Here is a 19,173-nt window from a genome sequence, read left to right as displayed (position 1 = left end):
CGCGCGATGGACGACACCGGACCCAGTCGCGGCCCCGACGGACCGACCCGCGGCCGCGACCGCGGACTCACCCGGCGACAGTTCGCCAAGGCGGCGGTCGCTATCGGCGGTTCCTCGGCGCTGTCGGCGTGTCTCGACCGCACCGGCCGACCGGACGTTCCCCGCGGCCCCGAGGACCTCTCGTCGCTGCCCTCCCGCCAGCACGGCTGGAACGCCGTGCTGGCGACCGACGACCACGGCAACCACGTCGCGCCGCGCCACCACGTCCTGCTGTTGCTGAACTACGCGGGTGAGGGGACGCCGACCCGGAGCGACCGCCGGACCGCCGAGTCGGCGTTCCGGAGCCTTGAACGCGCCTACGAGCGAAGCAACGATGGCCTGCTGTTCACGGTGGGCTACTCGCCGTCGTACTTCGAGCGCTTCGACGCCGCGCTGCCCGACTCGGTCGACCTGCCGCAACCCAAGGCGCTGGCGCCGTTCGAGGACCCGAAGTTCGACCGTCAGGACGCCCTGGTTCGGCTCTCCAGCGACCACCCGTCGGTCGTGTTGGCGGCCGAGGAGGCGCTGCTGGGCAACCGGTCGAAGCTCAACGGCGTCGGGGTGGACGCCGACCTCTCGGGCGTCTTCGAGAAGGTCGGTCGCCGGACGGGGTTCGTCGGCGACGGTCTGCCGGCCGACCACCAGGGCGTGCAGGGCATCCCCGACGACAAGCCGGTTTCCGAGGAGGCGCCGCTCTACATGGGGTTCAAGTCGGGTTTCCGGAAGAACCAGGCCAGCGAGGACCGCGTGACGATTCGGGACGGGCCGTTCGCGGGTGGGACCACCCAGCACGTTTCGCGGATTCGCCTCCAACTGGAGCAGTGGTACGAACAGGACAGCAGGAGCCAGCGGGTCGGCAAGATGTTCTGTCCGGCCCACGCCGAGCAGGACCTCGTCGAGGGCGCTGGCGACAACCTCGGCGATTCGGCGAAGATGGAGGAGGAAGGCTGTATCGAAAAAGCCGAGGAGCACGCCCGGACGAGGGGAGTGGTCGGCCACTCCCAGAAGTCGGCCCGCGCCCGGAAGGACGGGTCCCCGGTCATCCTGCGCCGGGACTTCGACTCGACCGACGGTGGCGAGGCGGGCCTGCACTTCGTGGCGCTCCAGCGCGGAATCTCGGACTTCGTCGACACCCGCGAGCGGATGAACGGGACCGACCTCGCCGAGCGGTCGGCGGTCGGGCAGAAGAACAACAACGGCATCCTCCAGTACATGGACGTGCTCCGGCGGGGAAACTACCTGGTGCCGCCCCGCGAACTCCGGGCACTCCCCTCTCCGAACCCGACCTGAGCAGGTCGATTACGGACAGTGGGTCCGAATCCCGCGACCGGACCGGCGCGTGCCGGCCCGGTCGCGGGAACGGTACGGCGGCGCACCGATTTCGCTCTCCGCTCGACTAAATGCTACGTTTTCGGCGATTAGTATTTCCGTTCGCAACGAGAACGTCGGACCGATGGTTTCCGCGCCCGACGAATTGGTCGAGTTCCTTCGAGAGCGCGCCGACGAGTCGTTACGGGCGGTGCGAATCTACTCCCTCGACTCCCACCGGTCGCTGTACGCGCGGGAGGACGCCGAGCGATGGCAGTCCGAGGCCGATGTCGAATACGTCGTCTCACGGGCACGGGAGGACCTCCGGGAGCGGGCCGACGACCGGCGGTGGTTCACGGCCGGCGAACTGGAGGCGTCGGTCCGGGTGTTCCACGAGGCGGTGCTCGTCAACGTCGTGCTCGACGACGACCGGGGGGTGCTCGTCTCGCTCGACGCCGACACCGCGTCGTACCTCCACGGGTTCGTCCACGACTGCAAGGAGTGGCTGGAGTGAGCTACCGGGAGTCGGGATTACGATTTCCCGACTCCGTTGAAATCCGCCGCCGCTAACGGGATACGGAGTCGTCTGTCGGGTCCGGAACGTACGCTGAACGTACAGAAGTACAGAGTAATGACAGTCGGTAAACTTTTTCCGATAGCGACGGCTATCCTGAATTTCCACCTGGAATCCCAATCTTCCGATTCCTGATTCGTGCCGTGACCGAACGATCGAGAGTCCAAAACGATGTCCGAAGAGACGTACACTGACACCATCGACTGGGACGAGCACTGGGATGGAGCGGACGAGGACGAACGTGCGGATACGAGTCCGAGTGCGAACCTCGTACTCGAACCGTTCACCGAGTTCCTCGCCACGAAGTTACCCGACGGGCCGGACGGGGTCGCCGATGTCGGCTGTGGTTCCGGCGACCTGGTGTTCGAGATCGCCAAGCGCTACCCCGACGCGACGGCGGTCGGGTACGACGCTGCCGAGGCGGTCCTCGTGGAGAACCGTCGACGGGCACGCGAGGCCGGTGTAGACGTCACCTTCGAGCGAGCGGTCCTTCCGGAGTTCGACCCGGGTCGCCGGTTCGATATCGTCTCCTGTTTGTTCACGCTCTGCTACGTCCCGGACGTCGAGCGCGCGCTGGTGCACCTCTACGATGCGGTGAAACCCGGCGGTTACCTCGTCGTCCATTACCACAATCGGCTCGCGCAATCCCACTACAGCGCCATCGCGGAATCGCCCCACGAGTTCCTCGATGAGGACTCCGTGTGGAACCCCGAGACGTTCGCCGACCGGTTCGAACTCACAATCGAGGGCGAGAGTCTGTTGTCGTACGAACGCATCCACGCGGTGCTGGGGACCTGGCCGCAAAGCGTTTTTTCGGTGGCCGACAGAGCCGACCAGTACCGCGCCCACCGGCACGAGCCACTCGTTTATGTCCCGAAGTGAAGCCCGACCTGCTCGTCCAGTGGAGGACCCGTGAGAAACGCGGCCGAGTCGCCGCCCTGCGAGATACCTATTCCCTGTTCAGCGTGCTACTCCTGGCAACTGGCTGTCCGATTGTCGGTGACCGTAATCGGTAGACGCACCGCATTGCGAGCCGACTAGACCGGCGGTCCCCAGCGAAGAACCCGCGCTACCGTACTGCTACCGCCGGGTCACCTCGACCGCTTCCAGGTTCTCGTCGATAAGGAGTTCGAGCACCGCACCGCCCGCACCGCCTGCTCCTCCCGTCTTGGTGTCTTCCACACCCGCCTCGTCGCCGAGTTCGACCACAAGACGGACGCGGAGCGGGTCCTCGGACTCGACGGTCGCGTGGTCGTCGGTCAGCCACGCGAGGGTCCACGACGGGACGTGCCGGAGGTCCACGCCGTGTTCCCAGTGGAACGCGACGATCTCGGGGTGGTCGAGCAGCGCCGACCCGAACGAGGCCGAGACGACCTCCGGGCAGCGCCGACACCGGTAGACGACGCCGGGAATCGACTCGACGTCGACGCCGATTTCGGGGTCGGGGTCGGTCAGCACCTCGGCGTCCATCCGACCGCTGCAACTGACGCAGACGCCGAGCCGCGCCTGCGCCACGAGGCCGCGCATGAACCGGTCGAAGCGGTCGACCAACTCCTCGCGCTCGAACCCGTCGAGCACGCCGGGCGGCACGCCCGCCGACGAGTACTGCTCGTCGCAGTCGGTGCACCGGATGGTCATCCGCTCGTCCTCGTAGGTCGCGACGACGACGCCCCCGCATCGTCTGCAGGGGTGGTCGGCCTCGACCGGTTCGACGTTGCCCGACTCGGTGTAGGTCCCCGAGAGGATGGCGCCGAGGACCTGCCACCCGGCGAGACGGAGTTCGTACCCTTCCTCGGTTTTGCGGACGAACTGGCCGACCAGCTTGTTGAGGTGGTAGTTGAACTGCCCCGAGTCGGCCATCCCCACCGCCTCGCGGAGTTCCGAGAACGTCATCGGTTCGTATGGGCGCTCGAACAGGCTCCGGAGGATGGCGATGCGGGTTTCGTCGCCGAGCACGGCGAACGCCTCGTCGGGCGAGAGCGAGTCGTCGGTCATGTCGCTCCGTATGACGGTCGGCGACTTAACGACCGCGAGGCGGGCCGACGTCACGACTGTCGGGAGATGGTTTAAGGGCGGTCGCGCCGAATCGCCGACGGATGACCGACCCCGAAACCGTCGGGACCTACGAGTCCATCGCCGCGGAGTACCGCGAGCGCCACGCCGACCGCTCGCGGGTCGCCGACCTGGTCGAGCGGTTCTGCGCGGCGGTCGACGACGCGACTGCGGGAAACGACGCCCGCGTCGACGGGCCGACCGCCGGCCCGCGGGCCGGCGGTCGGCCCCGCGTCCTCGACGCCGGTTGCGGCCCCGGGTGGGAGTCGGCGACGTTCGCCGACCGCGGCTACGACCCGGTCGGCATCGACCTCACGCCGGCGTTCCTCCGAATCGCCCGCGAGGAGGCGCCCGAGGCCGCCCTCGCCCGGATGGACATGCGAACGCTGGGCTTCGCCTCCGACGCCTTCGACGGCGTCTGGGCCTGCGCGTCGTTTCTCCACGTCGCCCGCGAAGACGCTCCCGGAACCCTGGCGGAGTTTCGCCGCGTGCTTCGACCAGGCGGGGTCTGTTTCTTCTCGGTCAAGCGCGGCGAGGGCGAGATGCGGAGCGACGCTTACGAGGGTGACGAGCGGCGGTTCACGCTCTACGAACCCGACGAACTCCGCGCGCTGGTCGAGGACGCCGGGTTCGCCGTCGAGTCGACGACCGCCGACGACTGGGTGACCCTGCTCGCGCGGGTCTGAGTGAACTGGCGAAACCCGAAACGTTCGCCGGACCGCGAACCTCTTTGTACCCGACCCGCCAGCGCTTTACCATGCACCGAGTCCGATTCCGCGACCCGGCCGGGAGCGTCCGAACCGGCGCGTGGACCGACGACGGCATCGAGTTCGGCGGCGAGACGTACGACGAAGGTGAGGTGGAGGTCCTCCCGCCGGCCGACCCCTCGAAGATCGTCTGCGTGGGGCTGAACTACGCCGACCACGCCGCCGAGCGCGGCAAGGAACCGCCCGAACGACCTCTGCTGTTCCTCAAACCCCCGAACGCGCTCTCGAGCCACGGCGACACCGTGACCCTGCCCGCCGGCAAGGAGCGCGTCGACCACGAGGCCGAACTCGCGGTCGTGATGGGCGAACAGTGCCGGAACGTCGACGCCGCCGACGCGATGGACTACGTCGCGGGGTTCACCTGCATGGACGACGTCTCGAACCGCGACGACCAGGACCGCGAGCAGAACTGGGTGCGTGGGAAGGCCTTCGACAACTCCGCGCCGCTGGGTCCGGTCCTCGCCACGCCCGACGAGGTGCCCGACGACGCGTCGGTCGAACTCCGGGTGAACGGCGAAACCCGCCAGTCCTCTTCGCGCGACGAGTTCATCTGGTCGGTGCCGGAACTGATCGAGGAGATCACGACCTACATGACCCTCGAACCGGGCGACGTGATCTCGACCGGGACGCCCGCCGGGGTCGCGCCCCTCGAAGACGGCGACGAGGTCGAGGTCGAAGTCGAGGGCGTCGGCGTGCTGCGCCACGACGTTCGAGCGCCCTGAGCGCGCCGGAGACGCTTTTTCGGGCGGTTTTCGACGCCCGTACCAGACGCCTTATTCGAACGGAGTGGCTACGTTCGGCCGATGGACAGACGGACCTTCCTCCGCGCGGGCGCGGCGACGGTCGCGGCCGGGTCGCTGGCCGGGTGCACCGGCCTCTTCGAGACCACCTCCGCGACCTCTCCCCCGCCGCTCGTGGAGAACCGGCCGGACGCGGTCTACGTCCCGACTCACGTAGAAGGGATGGAGATGGCCGGGATGGCCGGGTTCGGCGAGTCGGGCCGGTACAAGGCGGGCGTGATGTACAGCTACCCCCACCGCTTCTGGACGATCACCGGCCGGGACACGAACCTGGTGAAGATCGGTCAGGACGACGACGCCCACCTGATGGCCAGTATCTGGGACGCGAAGACGAAGACGGTCGTGCCCGCCGCGAACGTCGCGGTCGACGTTCGCAAGGGCGGGAAGTCGGTCGACTCGCGGAATCTCTGGCCGATGCTCTCGCAGAACATGGGGTATCACTTCGGCGATAACGTCTCGCTCGACGGCGACGGCACCTACACCGCGAAACTGGAGATCGGCGCGATGCAGGCCCGGGGCGTGAGCGCGCTGAAGGGGGCGCTCGGCGAGCGCACGACCGTCGACGTGGAGTTCGACTACAGCGCGTCGAAGAAGAACCAACTCAAGTTCGAGCAACTCCCCAACAGACAGGGGAAGACAGGCGCGGTCGACCCGATGAAGATGAAGATGATGCCGCTCTCCCGGACCCCGAAGCGGTCGGCGTTTCCAGGGACGGTCCTCGGCGAGGCGACCACCGGCGACGCGAAACTCCTGGCCGCCACCGCCCGGACGTCTCCGCACTTCGTCGCCGACGGGAAGACCTACCTCGTCGTCTCCCCCCGCACCCCGTACAACCGCTACCCGCTACCGCTGATGGAACTTTCCGCGACCCTGAAACGCGGGAGTCAGACTGTCTTCGACGGTCGCCTCGAACCGGCGCTCGGCCCGGACCTCGGCTACCACTACGGCGCGGCCGTGGACGACACGAAGTCGGGTGATAAACTGACCGTCACCGTCGACGCGCCGCCGCAGGTCGCGCGCCACGAGGGCTACGAAACAGCGTTCGTGAAGATGGGCGAGGCGACGTTCACCGTCTGAGCGACTCGGCGATTCGACGATTCGGAAACTCGACGATTCGTTATTCGACGACTCTGCGACTCGGCGGCGCTCGCGCCGCCGAGTCGCGCACGGACGGGTCGCCCGCCGTCGGGCACACCTTCGGTTTTCGACGCGCGTACCAGAACCCGTATCTTTCCCAGTCCGGTACCGTCCCACGATGGAGCGACGGGACCTCCTCCGGGCGACCGGTGCGGCCGGTTTCGCGGGGCTGGCGGGGTGTATCGGGATGTTCGAAGCCGAGTCGAACGAGACGTCCGGGTCGTCCGACGGGGAGACCACCGCGAGCGACGGCGAGACGACCGCCGAACCGACGATCGCCCGGAACACCACGGTCGCCGACCGCGCCCAGGGCGTCTACTACCCCACTCACATCGACGGGACGAAGATGGTCGGCACCGGCGGGAGCGGCCGCTACCGGGTCGGACTGATGTACACCGTCCCGCACGCGTTCTGGACCGTCACGGGTCGAGACACCAACCGCGTCCGGTTCGGCGAGGACGCCGTCGCCCACCTGATGGCGACTATCTGGGACGCCAAGACGAGAACGGTCCTGCCCACCGCGAACGTCTCGGTGGAACTCCGGAAGGGCGGAAAGACGGTCGACTCCCGTGACCTCTGGCCGATGCTCTCGCAGAACATGGGCTATCACTTCGGCGACAACGTCCCGCTACCCGACTACGGCACCTACACCGCGAAACTCGACGTCGGCGCGATGCAGGCCCGCCGGATGGGCGACCTGCGGGGCGCGTTCGGCGGGCGGACCGCGCTCGAAGTGGAGTTCGAGCACACCCGCGAGAAGATCGCGAACATCTCCTACGAGCGACTCCCCGACAAGAAGGGCACGGCCGGCGCGATAGCGCCGATGGAGTCGAAGATGCCGCTCTCGCGGGTGCCGAAGCCGGCCGACCTCCCCGGGAGGACGCTCGGGCGGGGCGAAACCGGCGACGCGACGTTCGTCGCGTTCGTTCCGGAGAAGACGCCCCGCTTCGTCGCCGGCGGGAAGACCTACCTCGCGGTTTCTCCCCGGACGCCGTACAACCGCTACCCGCTCCCGTTCATGAGCCTCTCCGCCGCGCTTCAGCGCGGCGGAGAGTCCGTCTACGACGACATCCTCCGCCCCGCGCTCGACCCAAATCTCGGCTACCACTACGGCGCGGCGGTCGACGGGGTGAAATCGGGCGACGCGCTGACGGTGACCGTGGACGCACCCCCGCAGGTCGCGCGCCACGAGGGCTACGAAACCGCGTTCTTGGAGATGTCGAAGGTGGAGTTGACCGTCGCCTGAGTCGCGGCGCCGTTCACGCGGACGCCATCGCGCCCACCACCACCGCCGTCACCAGTAGGTTGAGGAACGACAGTACGAGCATTCCCTTCCAGCCGATTTCGATGAGTTGGTCGATGCGGACGCGCGGTATCGCCGAGCGCGCCCACTGGGTGAACAGGAAGAAGGCCCACATCTTGACGGTGAACCAGACGAAACCGGGGAGCACCGGCCCCGCCGGCCCGCCCAGGAACAGCGTCGTCGCGATGGCGCCGCCGAGGAAGATGTGGACGAACTCGCCGACGTACATCAGCACGAAGTACACCGACGAGTACTCGGTCAAGTAGCCCGCGACGATTTCGGTCGGCGCCTCCGGCACGTCGAAGGGGTTGCGGCCAACCTCCGCGAGGTTCGCCACCACGAACAGCGCGAACGCCAGCGGGTTGACGAAGGCGTACCACGACGGAATCGAGACGCCGAGGACCGTCACCAGGGCGTCCTGCTGGGCGGCGACCACCTCGCTCGTCCGAAGCGACCCCTCCAGCAGGACGACCGACGCCGCCGTCACGACCAGCGGAATCTCGTAGGCGATGTTCTGAGCGACGGCGCGCAGACCGCCCAGGAGCGAGTACTTGTTGTTCGACGCGTAGCCGGCCATCGTCAGCGCGAGCGTCGCCAGCGAGGAAACCGCGAAGACGTAGGCGACGCCGGTCGCCGGGTCGGCGAGTTGGAGGTTCACGCCGAAGAGTCGGCCCATCGGAATCACGGCGAATCCCGCTATCGCTGAGAAGGGAAGCAGAATCGGCGGCAGGTCGAAGGCGGGCCTGTCGGCCCGGCGCGGGACGATGAGTTCCTTCGAGAGGAACCGGACCGCGTCGGCGACGATGATGAGGATGCCGGCGGGACCGACTCGGTTCGGGCCGATCTTGTCCCAGAACGCGGCGGCGATCTTCCGCTTGGCCCACGGGCCGGCGACGGCGGCGTTCGTCATGAGGTAGACGCCGACGAACGCCGCGCTCAGCATCGAGGCGACCGCCTGCTCGACGACACCCATCTGGGTCCACCCGAAGGCGCGACCGACCGTCTCCGGGAGTGTGGCGAGGACAGTGTTCATGGTCGACCCTCCGGCCGCGCGGTCGGTAGCGTTACTGCCGCGTATCCGAGGTTTCTTTAAGTCGTGCTCGCTCGACGCCTTTCGTATGCGCTACGTGACAGTGGTCGCCCGGCCGCGAGACGGGGCGCTCCACCCCCTGGACCGGACTCTGGGCGACGACCCGGCGGTCGCTCGCGAGGCGATCCACCGCGTCGAACTGCTCGACGACGGCTCCGTGGTGATGTTCGCCGAGGCGAGCGGCGACGCCGACCGCCTCCGGGAGATCCTGGCCGACAGCGACTTCGTCTACGACTTCACGGTCACCGACGACGGCGACGGACGAATGTTCTCCTACAGCCACTACGAACCCAACGAGGCGATTCGGGAACTCATGACCCGGCGCCGCGAGCAGGAACTGCTGGTCAAGATGCCCGTCGAGTACACCGCCGACGGCGGGATGCGGGCGACCTACGTCGGCCGCGCCGAGGACTTCCGCGGGGCCATGGCCGACCAACCCGAGAGCGTCGACGTCGAGGTCCTCTCGACCGGCGAGTACCGCCCCGACGCCGAGGACCTCTACGCCCGACTGACCGCCCGCCAGCGCGAGATTCTCGACGCGGCGGTCGAACTGGGCTACTACGACAACCCCCGGCGAGCGACCCAGGAGGAGGTCGCCGAGCGCGTCGGCGCGTCGGCCAGCACGGTGGGCGAACACCTCCGGAAGGTGGAGGCGTCGGTGTTCGCCGAACTGGTCCGGTGACCGAGGACGCCCGACCCAACCGTTAGGAGTCTGGCCGCCGTCCTCGGGGAAAATGTCGGCTCCCCGCGCCGCCACCGCGTCCGATGCCCCTCCCGCGACGCTCGCGCACCCCCGCCGCGCGCTGGCGACCGTCGTCGCGGTCGTGTTCCTCGACCTGCTGGATTTCGGCATCATCATCCCGATTCTGCCGTTCTACGTCCGGAGCTTTGGCGTCAGCGACGTGTACATCGGCCTGCTGGCGGCGTCGTACTCGGCGATGCAGTTCCTGTTCGCGCCCTACCTGGGGGCGCTGTCCGACCGCCGCGGACGCCGGCCGGTCCTCCTGCTGTCGGTCGCGGGCAGCGCGGTGGCGTGGACCCTCTTCGGCCTCGCCGGGAGCGTCGCCGTCCTGTTCGTCTCCCGGATGCTGGCGGGCGCGATGGGCGGTAACCTCGCCGCGGCCCAGGCGTACATCGCCGACGTGACACCCCCGGAACGCCGCGCGGGCGCGTTCGGCCTCGTCGGGGCGGCGTTCGGACTGGGGTTCATCTTCGGCCCGGCGATGGGCGGATTCTTCGCCAGCGACCCGGTGGTCGCGGCCGCCCGCGACCTGCTCCCGGCCGCGGTTCCGGTCACGCGGTTCTCGCTGCCGAGTTTCGCGGCGGCGGCGCTGAGTCTGGTCAACCTCGTGTTCGCGGCGGCCTTCCTGGAGGAGTCCGGCCGGCGGACGAGCGCCCGCCGCCAGTCGTGGGTCGCCTCGTTCCGGTCGGCGCTGGCCGACGACTCTCTCCGGGGCCTCGTGGCGTCGTTCTTCCTGCTGTCGGTCGCGTTCTCGGGCGTGCAGGTGATGTTCGTCCCCTTCGCGGCCGACGTGTACGGCTACGACGCCAGCGGAACCGCCTTCCTGCTGAGTTACGTCGGCGTCCTCGGCGCGGTGTTCCAGGGCGTGCTGGTGGGTCGGCTCTCTCGGCGCTACCCGAACTCGCTTCTCGCGGTCGCGGGTGCCCTCGTCCTGGTCGCGGCGCTGGCGGCGCTCCCGTTCTCGCCCGCGCTCGGCCGGACGTTCCTGCCGCGAATCGGCGGGCCGGCGATTCTCACCCGCGAACTCCTCGCGCTCCTGGCGGTGCTCCCGCTGCTGTCGTTCGGGAACGCCCTGCTGTCGGTGTCGCTGACGACGCTCGTCTCGGCGGCCGCCGGGGCCGACGTCCAGGGGAGCGCCTTCGGCGTCGCGCAGGGCGCGGGGAGTCTCGGCCGGACGGTCGGCCCGCCGGTGATGGCGTCGCTGTACGCGCTGGCGGCGATCTGGTCCCCGTTCGTCCTCGGCGCGCTGTTGCTCGTCGCGGTGTTCGCGGTCCTCGCGCGTCGTGTCGTCGCAGTCGAGGGCGGCCAACCCGCGCCGGACGACTGAGCGAACGATGTCCCGGACGGGTCTACCCTCACGGCTTTGTCTCCGCGCGTCGCAGGCCCGTCCATGTACGACCGCATCCTCGTACCCACCGACGGCAGTCCGCAGGCGGCCCGCGCGCTCGAACACGCCCTCGACCTCGCGCGAACCTACGACGCCCAACTACACGTCCTGTTCGTGGTGGACGCCACGGCGTTCGCCTCCGAGGTCGACGCCTCGCTGGTCACCGACGAACTCGAATCGTACGGCGAACGCGCGGTCGAATCCGCCGCCGAGCGCGCGTCCGAGGCGGGCATCGAGTCGGTTTCGACCGCCGTCCTCCGGGGGACGCCCCACCGCGAGATTCTCGACTACGCGGAGGGCCACGACGTCGACCTCGTCGTCCTGGGCACGCACGGCCGGCGGGGACTCGACCGCTACTTGCTGGGGAGCGTCACGGAGCGAATCGTCAGGACCGCCGACGTCCCCGTGCTGGTGGTCCGGTCGGGCGACGAAACGGCGGAGACGACCGACTGACGGGTCAACGCGTCTCGGAACTGGTCGCGCGGACCATGTAGTAGACCGCGACGCCGAGAAAGCCGAAGAACTCCCTCGGGGACGTCCGGCGAGGCGTCCCTGACGTTCTCCATCCCGTCGGCGTACGTCAGTTCGAGGTGTCGGGCGTCGATTGCGCTCACGTCACCGTCAAGAATCCTGAGACACGTACCGCTATCGAACGAACGTTCAGTCACCGGCGCGACGCCGACACGCGCTCAACCGCGCGGCGGTCAGGGTCCGACGGAATCCGACCGCCGTCCCGACGGGTTACTCCTCGACCTCCTCGGCGTCCACCAGCGCGAACAGGTCGTCGTAGTCGGGCGGCAGTAGCGAGCGGACCTCCTCGATTTCGGCCCGCGAGATGAGTTCGCTCACCAGTCCGACCACGATCTTCCCGTAGTAGTCGGCGTCGCTGCGCTTGACCTCGGCGCGCTCCTGGACCCGTTCGACGAACTCGTCGTAGTCGAAGCGCTGGCCCGACTCGGCCGATTCGAGGTAGTAGTCGACCTCCATCGGAAGCGGGCCGGCGAGGTCCGCGGCCTCGCCCTCCTGGAGTCGCTCGCCGAGCGTGGTCAACACGGCCCGCGTGGCCCGGACCGCCCTGCCGAGGTCGGACAGTTCGAGTCGGTGCTGTACCTCTCCGACGAAATCTTTGAATTGCATCGTCTCGCGTTACAGCGGTCGGAGGAAAATACGTACCGATAGCCGTGCGGCGGGGTGACATCCAGCGGGGGACGGCGTCCGGGTCCTGCCTCGGGACCGCGTCCAGGTCCGGCGGGCCGGCCGAAACGCTCACACGCGACAGTCTCTTTCTACGGTGCGTGACGGGGACAGTCGAGCGAACGGGCGCGGAGCGAACCGACCTCGAACGAGCGACCGTCGAACGGATGGTCGACGCCGTCGAACCCGAGTGGTCGGTGGAAAACGTTCGCCCGAGCGAGGAGGGGTCCGAGTCCGTCTTCTTCCTGACGGTCGAGACGTCGGCGGGCCGCCGCGAGGCGGTCCTGAAGGCCGCGGCCGCCGGGGTCGTTCCGGACTCGGTCGCGCGCTCGGAGCCCCGCATCCTCGAACTGCTGGCGGACGAAACAGAGATTCCGGTGCCCGGTGTGGTCGGCTTCGTCGACGACCACCCCGACCTCCCCGCGCCGTTCTTCCTCGCCGAGCGACTGCCGGGTCGGAACGGCTCCGGTCGATTTTCGGACCTCTCGACCGACGCGCTCGAACGCGTGTTCGCGGCGGCGGGCGACTACCTCGGCCAACTCCACGCGGTCGAGTCGTTCGACCGGTTCGGCCGCGTCGGCGTCGCCGACGGCGAACTCGCGGTGGTCGACGACGAGTCGAGCGCCCGCGACCGCTGGGCGGAGTGGTTGCTGGCCGACGCCCAGAAGACCCTCGACGGACTGGAAGGCGGCCGGTTCGACGACCTGGTGCCCGAACTCCGGCGGTACGTCCGGGAGGCGGTCCTCGCGCTCGACGGACCGGAGACGGCCTCGCTGGTCCACTGGGACTACCGCCTGGGGAACCTCCTGGTCGACACCGACACCGGCGAGACGACCGGGGTGCTCGACTGGGCCGACCTGCTGGCGGGCGACCCGGTCTACAACCTCGCGACGGTCGAGGACCACAACGTCAACTGGCAGACCCGCGACGTGGTACTCCGCGACCGTCTCCGAGGGCGGTTCCGCGACGCCTACGACGCGCGGCGCTCGGGCGACCTACCCGACGACTCCCGGCAGCGAAAGCGGGTCTACCACCTCTGCAACCGACTGAACGCGATGGCGTGTCTCCCCGAGTGGTACGCCGGGGCCGACGAGGCGGTCCGCGACGAGCGGGCCGCCGAACACCGGATGTTCGTCCGGGAGTACATCGAGTGACGGGGTGATGGGGTGACGGGAGTGACGGAAGGACAGGAGATTCTTTACTCGCGGGCACGAACGAACCGGGCGTGCCACGAGTACTCGTCGTCGCCGACGTTCACGCGAACGGTCCCGCGCTCGAAGCGGTCCTCGCGGCCGAACCCGAGCGCGACGCGGTGCTGTTCCTGGGTGACGCCGTCGACGCGGGACCCCACCCCGAGGTCGCCTGCGAACGCCTCCGCGACCTCGACGCGCTCACCGGCGTCCGCGGCAACCACGACCGGACCGTCCTCGACGCCGCCGACCCGGACGCGCTGGACGACACGCCCCACGCCGACTGGCAGCGGTGGACCTACGACCGACTCTCCGCGGAGAGTCGGTCGTTCCTCGAATCGCTGGACCTGACGACGACCGTCTCGGTCGGAGGCGAGACGTTCCGCTTGCACCACGGCGACTTTCCGGCGCCCGACGACTACGACGGCGAGTGGCGAACTCGGACCACGCCCGACGACGACCTCGCGGTGTTCGAGGCGCTCGCCGACCGGTACGACGAGGACGTGGTCCTCCACGGCCACTCCCACTACCCGTTCGAGGCCACCGTCGACGGGACGACGTTCCTCAACCCCGGGAGCGTCGGCCTCCAGCGCGCGGGGTGGCCGCTGGACCGCGCCCGCTACGCCGTCTGGGAGGACGGAGAGTTCGACCTGCGGTCGGTCACGTACGACACGAGTTCGGTTTCGGCCGACTCGAGGACGCTGGCGAGTCCCTACCGGGACCTCTGGGGTCGCCCCGAACCGACCGGAGAGTAGGGTTGCTGCGAACAAAGAAGACGAGCGGCCTGTGTCACTCCTCGGCTGGTTCCTCCGTCATCGACTCGACCGCCTCGTCGTGCTCGATTTCGGTTCCCAGCACGTCGAGGAACTGCGAGAGCCACTCGACGTGGTCGCTCCAGTCGCGACCCGTCACGAGGTTCCCGTCGGTGGTCACCCCGTCGTAGTACTCGCCGCCGGCTTCCTCCACGTCGTGTTCGAGCGCGGAGTAGGCCGAGCAGGTCCGGCCCTCGACGACGCCGGCGGCCGCGAGAATCTGGGCCGCGTGGCAGATGGCCGCGACCGGCTTGTCCTCCTCGAAGAAGTGCCGGACCGCGTCCAACACCTCGTCGTAGCTCCGGAGGTACTCCGGGGCGCGCCCGCCGGGCAGGACGAGGCCGTCGTACTCCGTGGGATCTATCTCGTCCATCGTCGCGTTCAGCGCGAAGTTGTGGCCGCGGGACTCCACGTACGTCTGGTCGCCCCGGAAGTCGTGGACCGCGGTCTTGACGGTGTCGCCGGCCTCCTTGTCGGGACAGACGGCGTCGACCTCGTGGCCGACCGCCTGGAGCGCCTGGTACGGTACCATTATCTCGTAGTCCTCGCCGAAATCGCCGACGATCATCAGTAGCTGTTTGCCGGGCATGGTTTCCCCCGGACGGGGTACGCCGAGCGTCGGAAAATAGATGTCGCCGAAGGAGGTCGACGCCGAAAGGGACGTCGCCGAAAACGATGTCGACAGCCTCGCGGGCGGCCACGGCCGCCCGCGAGGCCGGGTCGGTACGCGAAACGGGTTCCTGCGGAACCGGCGTCGCCACTCGAAGGTACGAAAAACCGAAAAACGACGGTCACGTTCACCACCCGTCGCACGTCCAGAGTCGTCGCGAGACGGCTCGGTACCCGATTTAGGCCGGGGCGACCGCGTCGTCCTCGGCTTCGAGCAGTTCGTGGTAGCGGTTGCGGATGGTGACTTCGCTGACCTGGGCGACCTCGCTGACCTCGGCCTGCGTGACCTTCTCGTTGGTCAGGAGCGGGCCGGCGTACACCGCGGCGGCCGCCAGACCGACCGGCGACTTCCCGCTGTGGAGGCCCTTACGCTTGGCGTTGCGGAGCAGTTCGCGGGCGCGGCGCTCGGACTCGTCGGAGATGCCGAGGTCGCTGGCGAACCGCGCGACGTACTGCTCGGGGTCGGCGGGCTGGATTTCGAGGTGCAGTTCGCGGACGATGTAGCGGTAGGTCCGCTTGAACTCCATCTCGTCGATTCGGCTGACGTTGGCCACCTCGTCGATGGACCGGGGCGTCCCGGTCTGTCGGGCCGCGGCGTAGAGCGCCGCGGTCGCGACGCCCTCGATGGACCGTCCCGGCAGGAGGTCCTCGTCGAGCGCGCGGCGGTAGATGACCGACGCTGTCTCCCGGACGTCCTCCGGGAGGCCGAGCGCCGAGGCCATGCGGTCGATTTCGCCGAGCGCCTGCTTGAGGTTGCGCTCCTTGCTGTCGCGGGTGCGGAAGCGCTCGTTCCACGTGCGGAGGCGCTGCATCTTCTCGCGCTGGCGGCTGCCGAGCGACTTGCCGTAGGCGTCCTTGTTCTGCCAGCCGATGTTGGTCGACAGCCCCTTGTCGTGCATCATCTTCGTCGTGGGTGCGCCGACACGGGATTTACTGTCCTTCTCCGCGGAGTCGAACGCGCGCCACTCGGGGCCACGGTCGACCGAACCTTCCTCGACGACGAGGCCACACTCCGCACAGACGGTTTCGCCGTGCTCCTCGTCGTTGGTGAGGCGTCCGCCGCACTCGGGGCAGATATCCTCGCGCTCGTCGGCTTCGGTTCGTTCGGTTTCGTCGGTCCGTTCTCGTTCGGTTACGTTCTCCTGCTCGCTGTAGCTCTGGATTCGTGTGCTTGTCATGGTTGATGGGTGGGTGGGTCGAGACTCGCGGGAGGGGAGAAAACCTAAAGAATCCCGGAAGCCTCGCTTCCTAACCAACAGTAAGGCCGATAGGTACTTAAAGGTTTCGTTGCTGTGTGGCGGATGCGCACTCCCTCTCGCCCGAATTCGGGCACTTCAGGACTGCCAAATAGGCGCCTTCCAGGCTCATTTCGGCTGTTTCGAGCATCGAGTGTGTGTCCCAGGACGGCCCCTGTATCGAGGTGTCTACGTCCGGTGTTGTGCAAAACTGGAAATATCGGTGTGCCGAGCGGAGCGTTCTCGAATCCCGGGGCGGCCGCCCAGCGATCTGGAGATTTTTGGACGCCCTCCGATTACCGGTCGAGGTACGCCATCGCTTCCTCGTCGGATACCTGGTCGAACCGGTCGTAGAACTGCCCGACCGCGGAGAAGTTCGGTGGCGTCTCCGCGCAGATTACCTCGTCGGCCTCGGCACGCACGCGTTCGACCGAGTCGGGCGACCCGACCGGTACCGCCAGCAGGACGTGGTCGGCCCCGGCGGCCCGAACCTGCCGGAGCGCCGCGACGGTCGTCGCGCCGGTGGCCAGACCGTCGTCGACGACCACGACCCGCTTTCCGTCCAGGTCGGGCGGTTCGCGCTCGCCGCGGTAGCGTTCGAGTTTCTCGCGGGCCGCCTCGCTCTCGCGCTCGCGCTCGCGCGAGATGTACGCCTCGTCCACCCCGAGTCGGTCGACGAGGGCGTCGTTGCGCCAGAGACTCCCGTCGCTCGCCACCGCGCCGACGGCGAGTTCGGGGTTGTGCGGCGCGCCGATCTTCGACGCGACCACCACGTCCAGCGGCGCGTCGAGCGCGTCGGCGACCGGCCGCGCGACCGGGAGTCCGCCCCGCGGAATCCCGAGCACCACGTCGGCCTCGACGCCTCGTTCGACCAGCAGTTCGGCGAGTCGTCGTCCGGCGTCGGTTCTGTCTCGAAACATCGCTCCCCCGTCCGAACTCCGGGGTCGGCGCGCATAAAACTCGTCCCCGTGCCGACGGCCCGCGTCCGAGACGGACGGTCGCCGGCCGAATTCGGCCGGCGACCGTCGAGCACGGTAACTGTCACCGTTCCTCATTACTAATTTGTCCCGACGCCCTCGGGGAAAGAGGACAAAACCCATATGTTCGGGGTCGCTGTAACGGAGTGTATGCCGAAAGAGTGGAACACGCGCCTCACGCGGCCTTGGGTGGTCCGCGGCGTGGTGCTGTTGGTCATCGTCTCGCTGCTCGCGCCCTCCGCCGTCTCCGCGCTCACGTACGAACCCACGAACCTCCAGAAAGGAACGATAGAACAGCCGGCCGACGGAACGACGGTCATCTCGATTCAGGGATTCAAGTTCCGCGGGAAGGCCAACGGGAAGAAGCCCGCCCGCCTCGTCGGGGTCGGTCCCCGCGGCAACGTCGAGTGGGTGTACAACGGAACCCAGGACGACGTGACCTGGTTCTACGACGTCGACCCGCTACCGAGCAGGAACCTGCTGGTCACCGCGACCCAGCGCGGCAAGACCGTGGTCTACTCGCTGAACCCGAAGACCCAGGAGAAGGCCTGGACCGAGACGTTCGAGGGCGTCCACGACACCCACGACGTCGACCTCATCAACGGCGACCAGTTGCTCGTGGCGAACATGCGCAACTACAACGCCGAGAAGAAGGTCAACGAGGACCGCATCTTCATCTACGACCGGAGCGAGAACGAGACCGTCTGGGAGTGGCAGTTCCGCAAGCACACCAACTTCACTCGCCAGCAGGGTCACAAGTACGCCGGCGACCACGACGACTGGACCCACGTCAATGACGTCGACAAGATCGCCGAGGGCCAGTACCTCATCTCGCCGCGCAACATGGACCAGGTGATGGTCATCAACCGCTCGACCAAGAACGTCGACATGCGCCTGGGGAGCGACAACAACTACGAGGTGATGAACGAACAGCACAACCCCCAGTACATGGAGAGCCAGAACGGCACGCCCACCATCCTGGTCGCCGACAGCCACAACGACCGCGTCGTCGAGTACGCCAAGCGGAACGGCGACTGGAAACGGACCTGGCAACTCGGCTCCCAGCAGAGCCTCAACTGGCCCCGGGACGCCGACCGCCTGCCGAACGGTAACACGCTCGTCGTGGACTCGAACAACCACCGCGTGTTCGAGGTCACCCCGAAGGGCGAGATCGTCTGGGAGTTCTACGCGCCCTGGGCGCCCTACGACGTCGAGCGCATGAACCTCGCCGACGAGGCCAACGGCACCGGCCCGACCATCGCCGACCAGAACGCCGAGGGCACCTACAAGATTACGGGGAGCGCGGGCATCACGCCCGGCACCGGCCAGCGACTGACGTTCTCCCAGTGGCTCTCGGCCGCGTTCGCCGGCACGCCCCTCGACGGCCCGGCCAGCGAACTCGCCGCCCAGTGGTCGAAGATCGCGCCGTGGGTCCGTCCGGTGTGGATGGGTCCGTGGGACTTCGTGGCCGCCATCGGTGCCGGCCTACTGCTGGTCGGCTGGGTGCTCGGCGAGGGCATCTACAACCGCAGACGAATCAAGAACGGCGTCCGTCGGCGACTCGCCTGACGGTCGCCCGCGAACGCCCCTTCCCGCCCGCAAACGCTTTTCTCTCTTCGCGAACCAGCTACTCACCCGTCTCTCGCTGGCGCTTCCACCGCTGTAAGCAGTCGTCGCTGCTGAAGTGATAGACGGTCGTCGCGGCGTCCCCGACGACGTTCTCGCCGCGCTCGACGAACATCGGGTGCGGTTCGTTCAGATCGATGACGTCGCCGCAGACGATGCAGGCGACGTACTGGGTTTCGGCGTCGGCGTCGTCGTAGGTCCCGTACTCTTCGGGCATGTCGGTTCGCTACGCCCGCTGTCGGTGTATGTTCTTCGCCCGGCGGCGTCGGCG

General features: G+C 68.2%; 20 protein-coding genes. 13 read left to right on the top strand and 7 right to left on the bottom strand.

What is annotated here, in order from left to right:
* The first annotated feature begins 6 nt into the window (after positions 1–6).
* From NGM07_RS20890 to NGM07_RS20880, 3 genes are all read left to right on the top strand, one after another.
* Positions 7–1,329 (top strand): DUF7405 family protein, encoded by a 1,323-nt coding sequence (locus NGM07_RS20890; RefSeq protein WP_253520970.1) that lies wholly within the window; start codon positions 7–9, stop codon positions 1,327–1,329.
* A gap of 163 nt (positions 1,330–1,492) precedes the next feature.
* Positions 1,493–1,861 carry a DUF7522 family protein gene (locus NGM07_RS20885; RefSeq protein WP_253520968.1) on the top strand — a complete coding sequence of 123 codons (369 nt, stop codon included), beginning with the start codon at positions 1,493–1,495 and terminating at the stop codon, positions 1,859–1,861.
* 231 nt (positions 1,862–2,092) lie between these two features.
* Positions 2,093–2,803, top strand: a complete 711-nt coding sequence (locus NGM07_RS20880) for a class I SAM-dependent methyltransferase (RefSeq protein ID WP_253520965.1) — start codon at positions 2,093–2,095, stop codon at positions 2,801–2,803.
* A gap of 198 nt (positions 2,804–3,001) precedes the next feature.
* Here the strand turns inward: NGM07_RS20880 and NGM07_RS20875 are convergent, their stop codons facing one another.
* On the bottom strand, positions 3,002–3,916 hold the full coding sequence (locus NGM07_RS20875) for an ArsR/SmtB family transcription factor (protein WP_253520962.1): 915 nt from the start codon (positions 3,914–3,916) through the stop codon (positions 3,002–3,004).
* Positions 3,917–4,017: 101 nt separating this feature from the next.
* Here NGM07_RS20875 and NGM07_RS20870 point away from each other — a divergent pair, with 101 nt between their 5' ends.
* The 4 genes from NGM07_RS20870 (at position 4,018) to NGM07_RS20855 (ending at position 7,923) form a co-directional block, all read left to right on the top strand.
* Complete coding sequence (locus NGM07_RS20870; protein WP_253520960.1) at positions 4,018–4,659, top strand: class I SAM-dependent DNA methyltransferase; 642 nt, start codon at positions 4,018–4,020, stop codon at positions 4,657–4,659.
* A 71-nt stretch (positions 4,660–4,730) separates the two neighbouring features.
* Positions 4,731–5,462 carry a fumarylacetoacetate hydrolase family protein gene (locus tag NGM07_RS20865; RefSeq protein ID WP_253520957.1) on the top strand — a complete coding sequence of 244 codons (732 nt, stop codon included), beginning with the start codon at positions 4,731–4,733 and terminating at the stop codon, positions 5,460–5,462.
* 81 nt (positions 5,463–5,543) lie between these two features.
* Positions 5,544–6,617, top strand: coding sequence for an iron transporter (locus NGM07_RS20860; protein WP_253520953.1), 1,074 nt, complete (start codon positions 5,544–5,546; stop codon positions 6,615–6,617).
* Positions 6,618–6,795: 178 nt separating this feature from the next.
* Positions 6,796–7,923, top strand: coding sequence for a DUF7350 domain-containing protein (locus NGM07_RS20855; protein ID WP_253520950.1), 1,128 nt, complete (start codon positions 6,796–6,798; stop codon positions 7,921–7,923).
* 13 nt (positions 7,924–7,936) lie between these two features.
* Here the strand turns inward: NGM07_RS20855 and NGM07_RS20850 are convergent, their stop codons facing one another.
* Positions 7,937–9,013: a complex I subunit 1/NuoH family protein gene (locus NGM07_RS20850; RefSeq protein WP_253520947.1), complete on the bottom strand. Its 1,077-nt coding sequence runs from the start codon at positions 9,011–9,013 to the stop codon at positions 7,937–7,939.
* 85 nt (positions 9,014–9,098) lie between these two features.
* On the opposite strand from NGM07_RS20850, the gene NGM07_RS20845 reads away from it, so the two are divergent.
* The 3 genes from NGM07_RS20845 to NGM07_RS20835 all read left to right on the top strand — a co-directional run bounded on the left by NGM07_RS20845 (position 9,099) and on the right by NGM07_RS20835 (position 11,652).
* A complete protein-coding gene (locus tag NGM07_RS20845; protein WP_253520944.1) occupies positions 9,099–9,752 on the top strand; it encodes a helix-turn-helix domain-containing protein in 654 nt (217 codons plus the stop codon).
* Positions 9,753–9,804: 52 nt separating this feature from the next.
* Positions 9,805–11,139 carry an MFS transporter gene (locus NGM07_RS20840; RefSeq protein WP_253520941.1) on the top strand — a complete coding sequence of 445 codons (1,335 nt, stop codon included), beginning with the start codon at positions 9,805–9,807 and terminating at the stop codon, positions 11,137–11,139.
* A 63-nt stretch (positions 11,140–11,202) separates the two neighbouring features.
* Entirely contained in the window at positions 11,203–11,652 is a 450-nt protein-coding gene (locus NGM07_RS20835) for a universal stress protein (protein WP_253520937.1), read from the top strand.
* A gap of 288 nt (positions 11,653–11,940) precedes the next feature.
* Here NGM07_RS20835 and NGM07_RS20830 read toward each other — a convergent pair whose 3' ends face one another.
* Positions 11,941–12,336 (bottom strand): DUF2267 domain-containing protein, encoded by a 396-nt coding sequence (locus NGM07_RS20830; protein WP_253520934.1) that lies wholly within the window; start codon positions 12,334–12,336, stop codon positions 11,941–11,943.
* Between the two features lie 158 nt (positions 12,337–12,494).
* Here NGM07_RS20830 and NGM07_RS20825 point away from each other — a divergent pair, with 158 nt between their 5' ends.
* Together NGM07_RS20825 and NGM07_RS20820 are read left to right on the top strand one after the other, a co-directional pair.
* Entirely contained in the window at positions 12,495–13,547 is a 1,053-nt protein-coding gene (locus NGM07_RS20825) for a phosphotransferase family protein (RefSeq protein ID WP_253520932.1), read from the top strand.
* Between the two features lie 71 nt (positions 13,548–13,618).
* Positions 13,619–14,338, top strand: a complete 720-nt coding sequence (locus tag NGM07_RS20820; protein WP_253520930.1) for a metallophosphoesterase family protein — start codon at positions 13,619–13,621, stop codon at positions 14,336–14,338.
* Positions 14,339–14,372: 34 nt separating this feature from the next.
* Here NGM07_RS20820 and NGM07_RS20815 read toward each other — a convergent pair whose 3' ends face one another.
* The 3 genes from NGM07_RS20815 to NGM07_RS20805 all read right to left on the bottom strand — a co-directional run bounded on the left by NGM07_RS20815 (position 14,373) and on the right by NGM07_RS20805 (position 17,219).
* Positions 14,373–14,984 carry a DJ-1/PfpI family protein gene (locus tag NGM07_RS20815; RefSeq protein ID WP_253520927.1) on the bottom strand — a complete coding sequence of 204 codons (612 nt, stop codon included), beginning with the start codon at positions 14,982–14,984 and terminating at the stop codon, positions 14,373–14,375.
* A 259-nt stretch (positions 14,985–15,243) separates the two neighbouring features.
* Positions 15,244–16,242, bottom strand: coding sequence for a transcription initiation factor IIB (locus NGM07_RS20810; protein WP_253520925.1), 999 nt, complete (start codon positions 16,240–16,242; stop codon positions 15,244–15,246).
* Between the two features lie 353 nt (positions 16,243–16,595).
* Positions 16,596–17,219: a phosphoribosyltransferase gene (locus tag NGM07_RS20805; protein ID WP_253520922.1), complete on the bottom strand. Its 624-nt coding sequence runs from the start codon at positions 17,217–17,219 to the stop codon at positions 16,596–16,598.
* Between the two features lie 207 nt (positions 17,220–17,426).
* Between NGM07_RS20805 and NGM07_RS20800 the strand changes: the two genes are divergently transcribed.
* Positions 17,427–18,845, top strand: a complete 1,419-nt coding sequence (locus NGM07_RS20800; RefSeq protein ID WP_253520919.1) for an arylsulfotransferase family protein — start codon at positions 17,427–17,429, stop codon at positions 18,843–18,845.
* A gap of 58 nt (positions 18,846–18,903) precedes the next feature.
* Here NGM07_RS20800 and NGM07_RS20795 read toward each other — a convergent pair whose 3' ends face one another.
* The gene (locus tag NGM07_RS20795) at positions 18,904–19,119 is read right to left on the bottom strand and encodes a DUF7576 family protein (protein WP_253520917.1); all 216 of its coding nucleotides are present in this window, start codon (positions 19,117–19,119) and stop codon (positions 18,904–18,906) included.
* Positions 19,120–19,173: the final 54 nt, after the last annotated feature.

It is taken from the genome of Halorussus vallis (assembly GCF_024138165.1).
Lineage (GTDB): Archaea > Halobacteriota > Halobacteria > Halobacteriales > Haladaptataceae > Halorussus > Halorussus vallis.
Note: the sequence above shows the minus strand (reverse complement) of the source record. Positions and strands in the feature narration are given on the sequence as shown.

Bases quoted from the DNA above. Each gene is read 5' to 3' on its own strand.
- NGM07_RS20890 (WP_253520970.1), top strand. From the start codon at position 7: ATGGACGACACCGGACCCAGTCGCGGCCCCGACGGACCGACCCGCGGC.
- NGM07_RS20885 (WP_253520968.1), top strand. From the start codon at position 1,493: ATGGTTTCCGCGCCCGACGAATTGGTCGAGTTCCTTCGAGAGCGCGCC.
- NGM07_RS20880 (WP_253520965.1), top strand. From the start codon at position 2,093: ATGTCCGAAGAGACGTACACTGACACCATCGACTGGGACGAGCACTGG.
- NGM07_RS20875 (WP_253520962.1), bottom strand. From the start codon at position 3,916: ATGACCGACGACTCGCTCTCGCCCGACGAGGCGTTCGCCGTGCTCGGC.
- NGM07_RS20870 (WP_253520960.1), top strand. From the start codon at position 4,018: ATGACCGACCCCGAAACCGTCGGGACCTACGAGTCCATCGCCGCGGAG.
- NGM07_RS20865 (WP_253520957.1), top strand. From the start codon at position 4,731: ATGCACCGAGTCCGATTCCGCGACCCGGCCGGGAGCGTCCGAACCGGC.
- NGM07_RS20860 (WP_253520953.1), top strand. From the start codon at position 5,544: ATGGACAGACGGACCTTCCTCCGCGCGGGCGCGGCGACGGTCGCGGCC.
- NGM07_RS20855 (WP_253520950.1), top strand. From the start codon at position 6,796: ATGGAGCGACGGGACCTCCTCCGGGCGACCGGTGCGGCCGGTTTCGCG.
- NGM07_RS20850 (WP_253520947.1), bottom strand. From the start codon at position 9,013: ATGAACACTGTCCTCGCCACACTCCCGGAGACGGTCGGTCGCGCCTTC.
- NGM07_RS20845 (WP_253520944.1), top strand. From the start codon at position 9,099: ATGCGCTACGTGACAGTGGTCGCCCGGCCGCGAGACGGGGCGCTCCAC.
- NGM07_RS20840 (WP_253520941.1), top strand. From the start codon at position 9,805: ATGTCGGCTCCCCGCGCCGCCACCGCGTCCGATGCCCCTCCCGCGACG.
- NGM07_RS20835 (WP_253520937.1), top strand. From the start codon at position 11,203: ATGTACGACCGCATCCTCGTACCCACCGACGGCAGTCCGCAGGCGGCC.
- NGM07_RS20830 (WP_253520934.1), bottom strand. From the start codon at position 12,336: ATGCAATTCAAAGATTTCGTCGGAGAGGTACAGCACCGACTCGAACTG.
- NGM07_RS20815 (WP_253520927.1), bottom strand. From the start codon at position 14,984: ATGCCCGGCAAACAGCTACTGATGATCGTCGGCGATTTCGGCGAGGAC.
- NGM07_RS20810 (WP_253520925.1), bottom strand. From the start codon at position 16,242: ATGACAAGCACACGAATCCAGAGCTACAGCGAGCAGGAGAACGTAACC.
- NGM07_RS20805 (WP_253520922.1), bottom strand. From the start codon at position 17,219: ATGTTTCGAGACAGAACCGACGCCGGACGACGACTCGCCGAACTGCTG.
- NGM07_RS20800 (WP_253520919.1), top strand. From the start codon at position 17,427: ATGCCGAAAGAGTGGAACACGCGCCTCACGCGGCCTTGGGTGGTCCGC.
- NGM07_RS20795 (WP_253520917.1), bottom strand. From the start codon at position 19,119: ATGCCCGAAGAGTACGGGACCTACGACGACGCCGACGCCGAAACCCAG.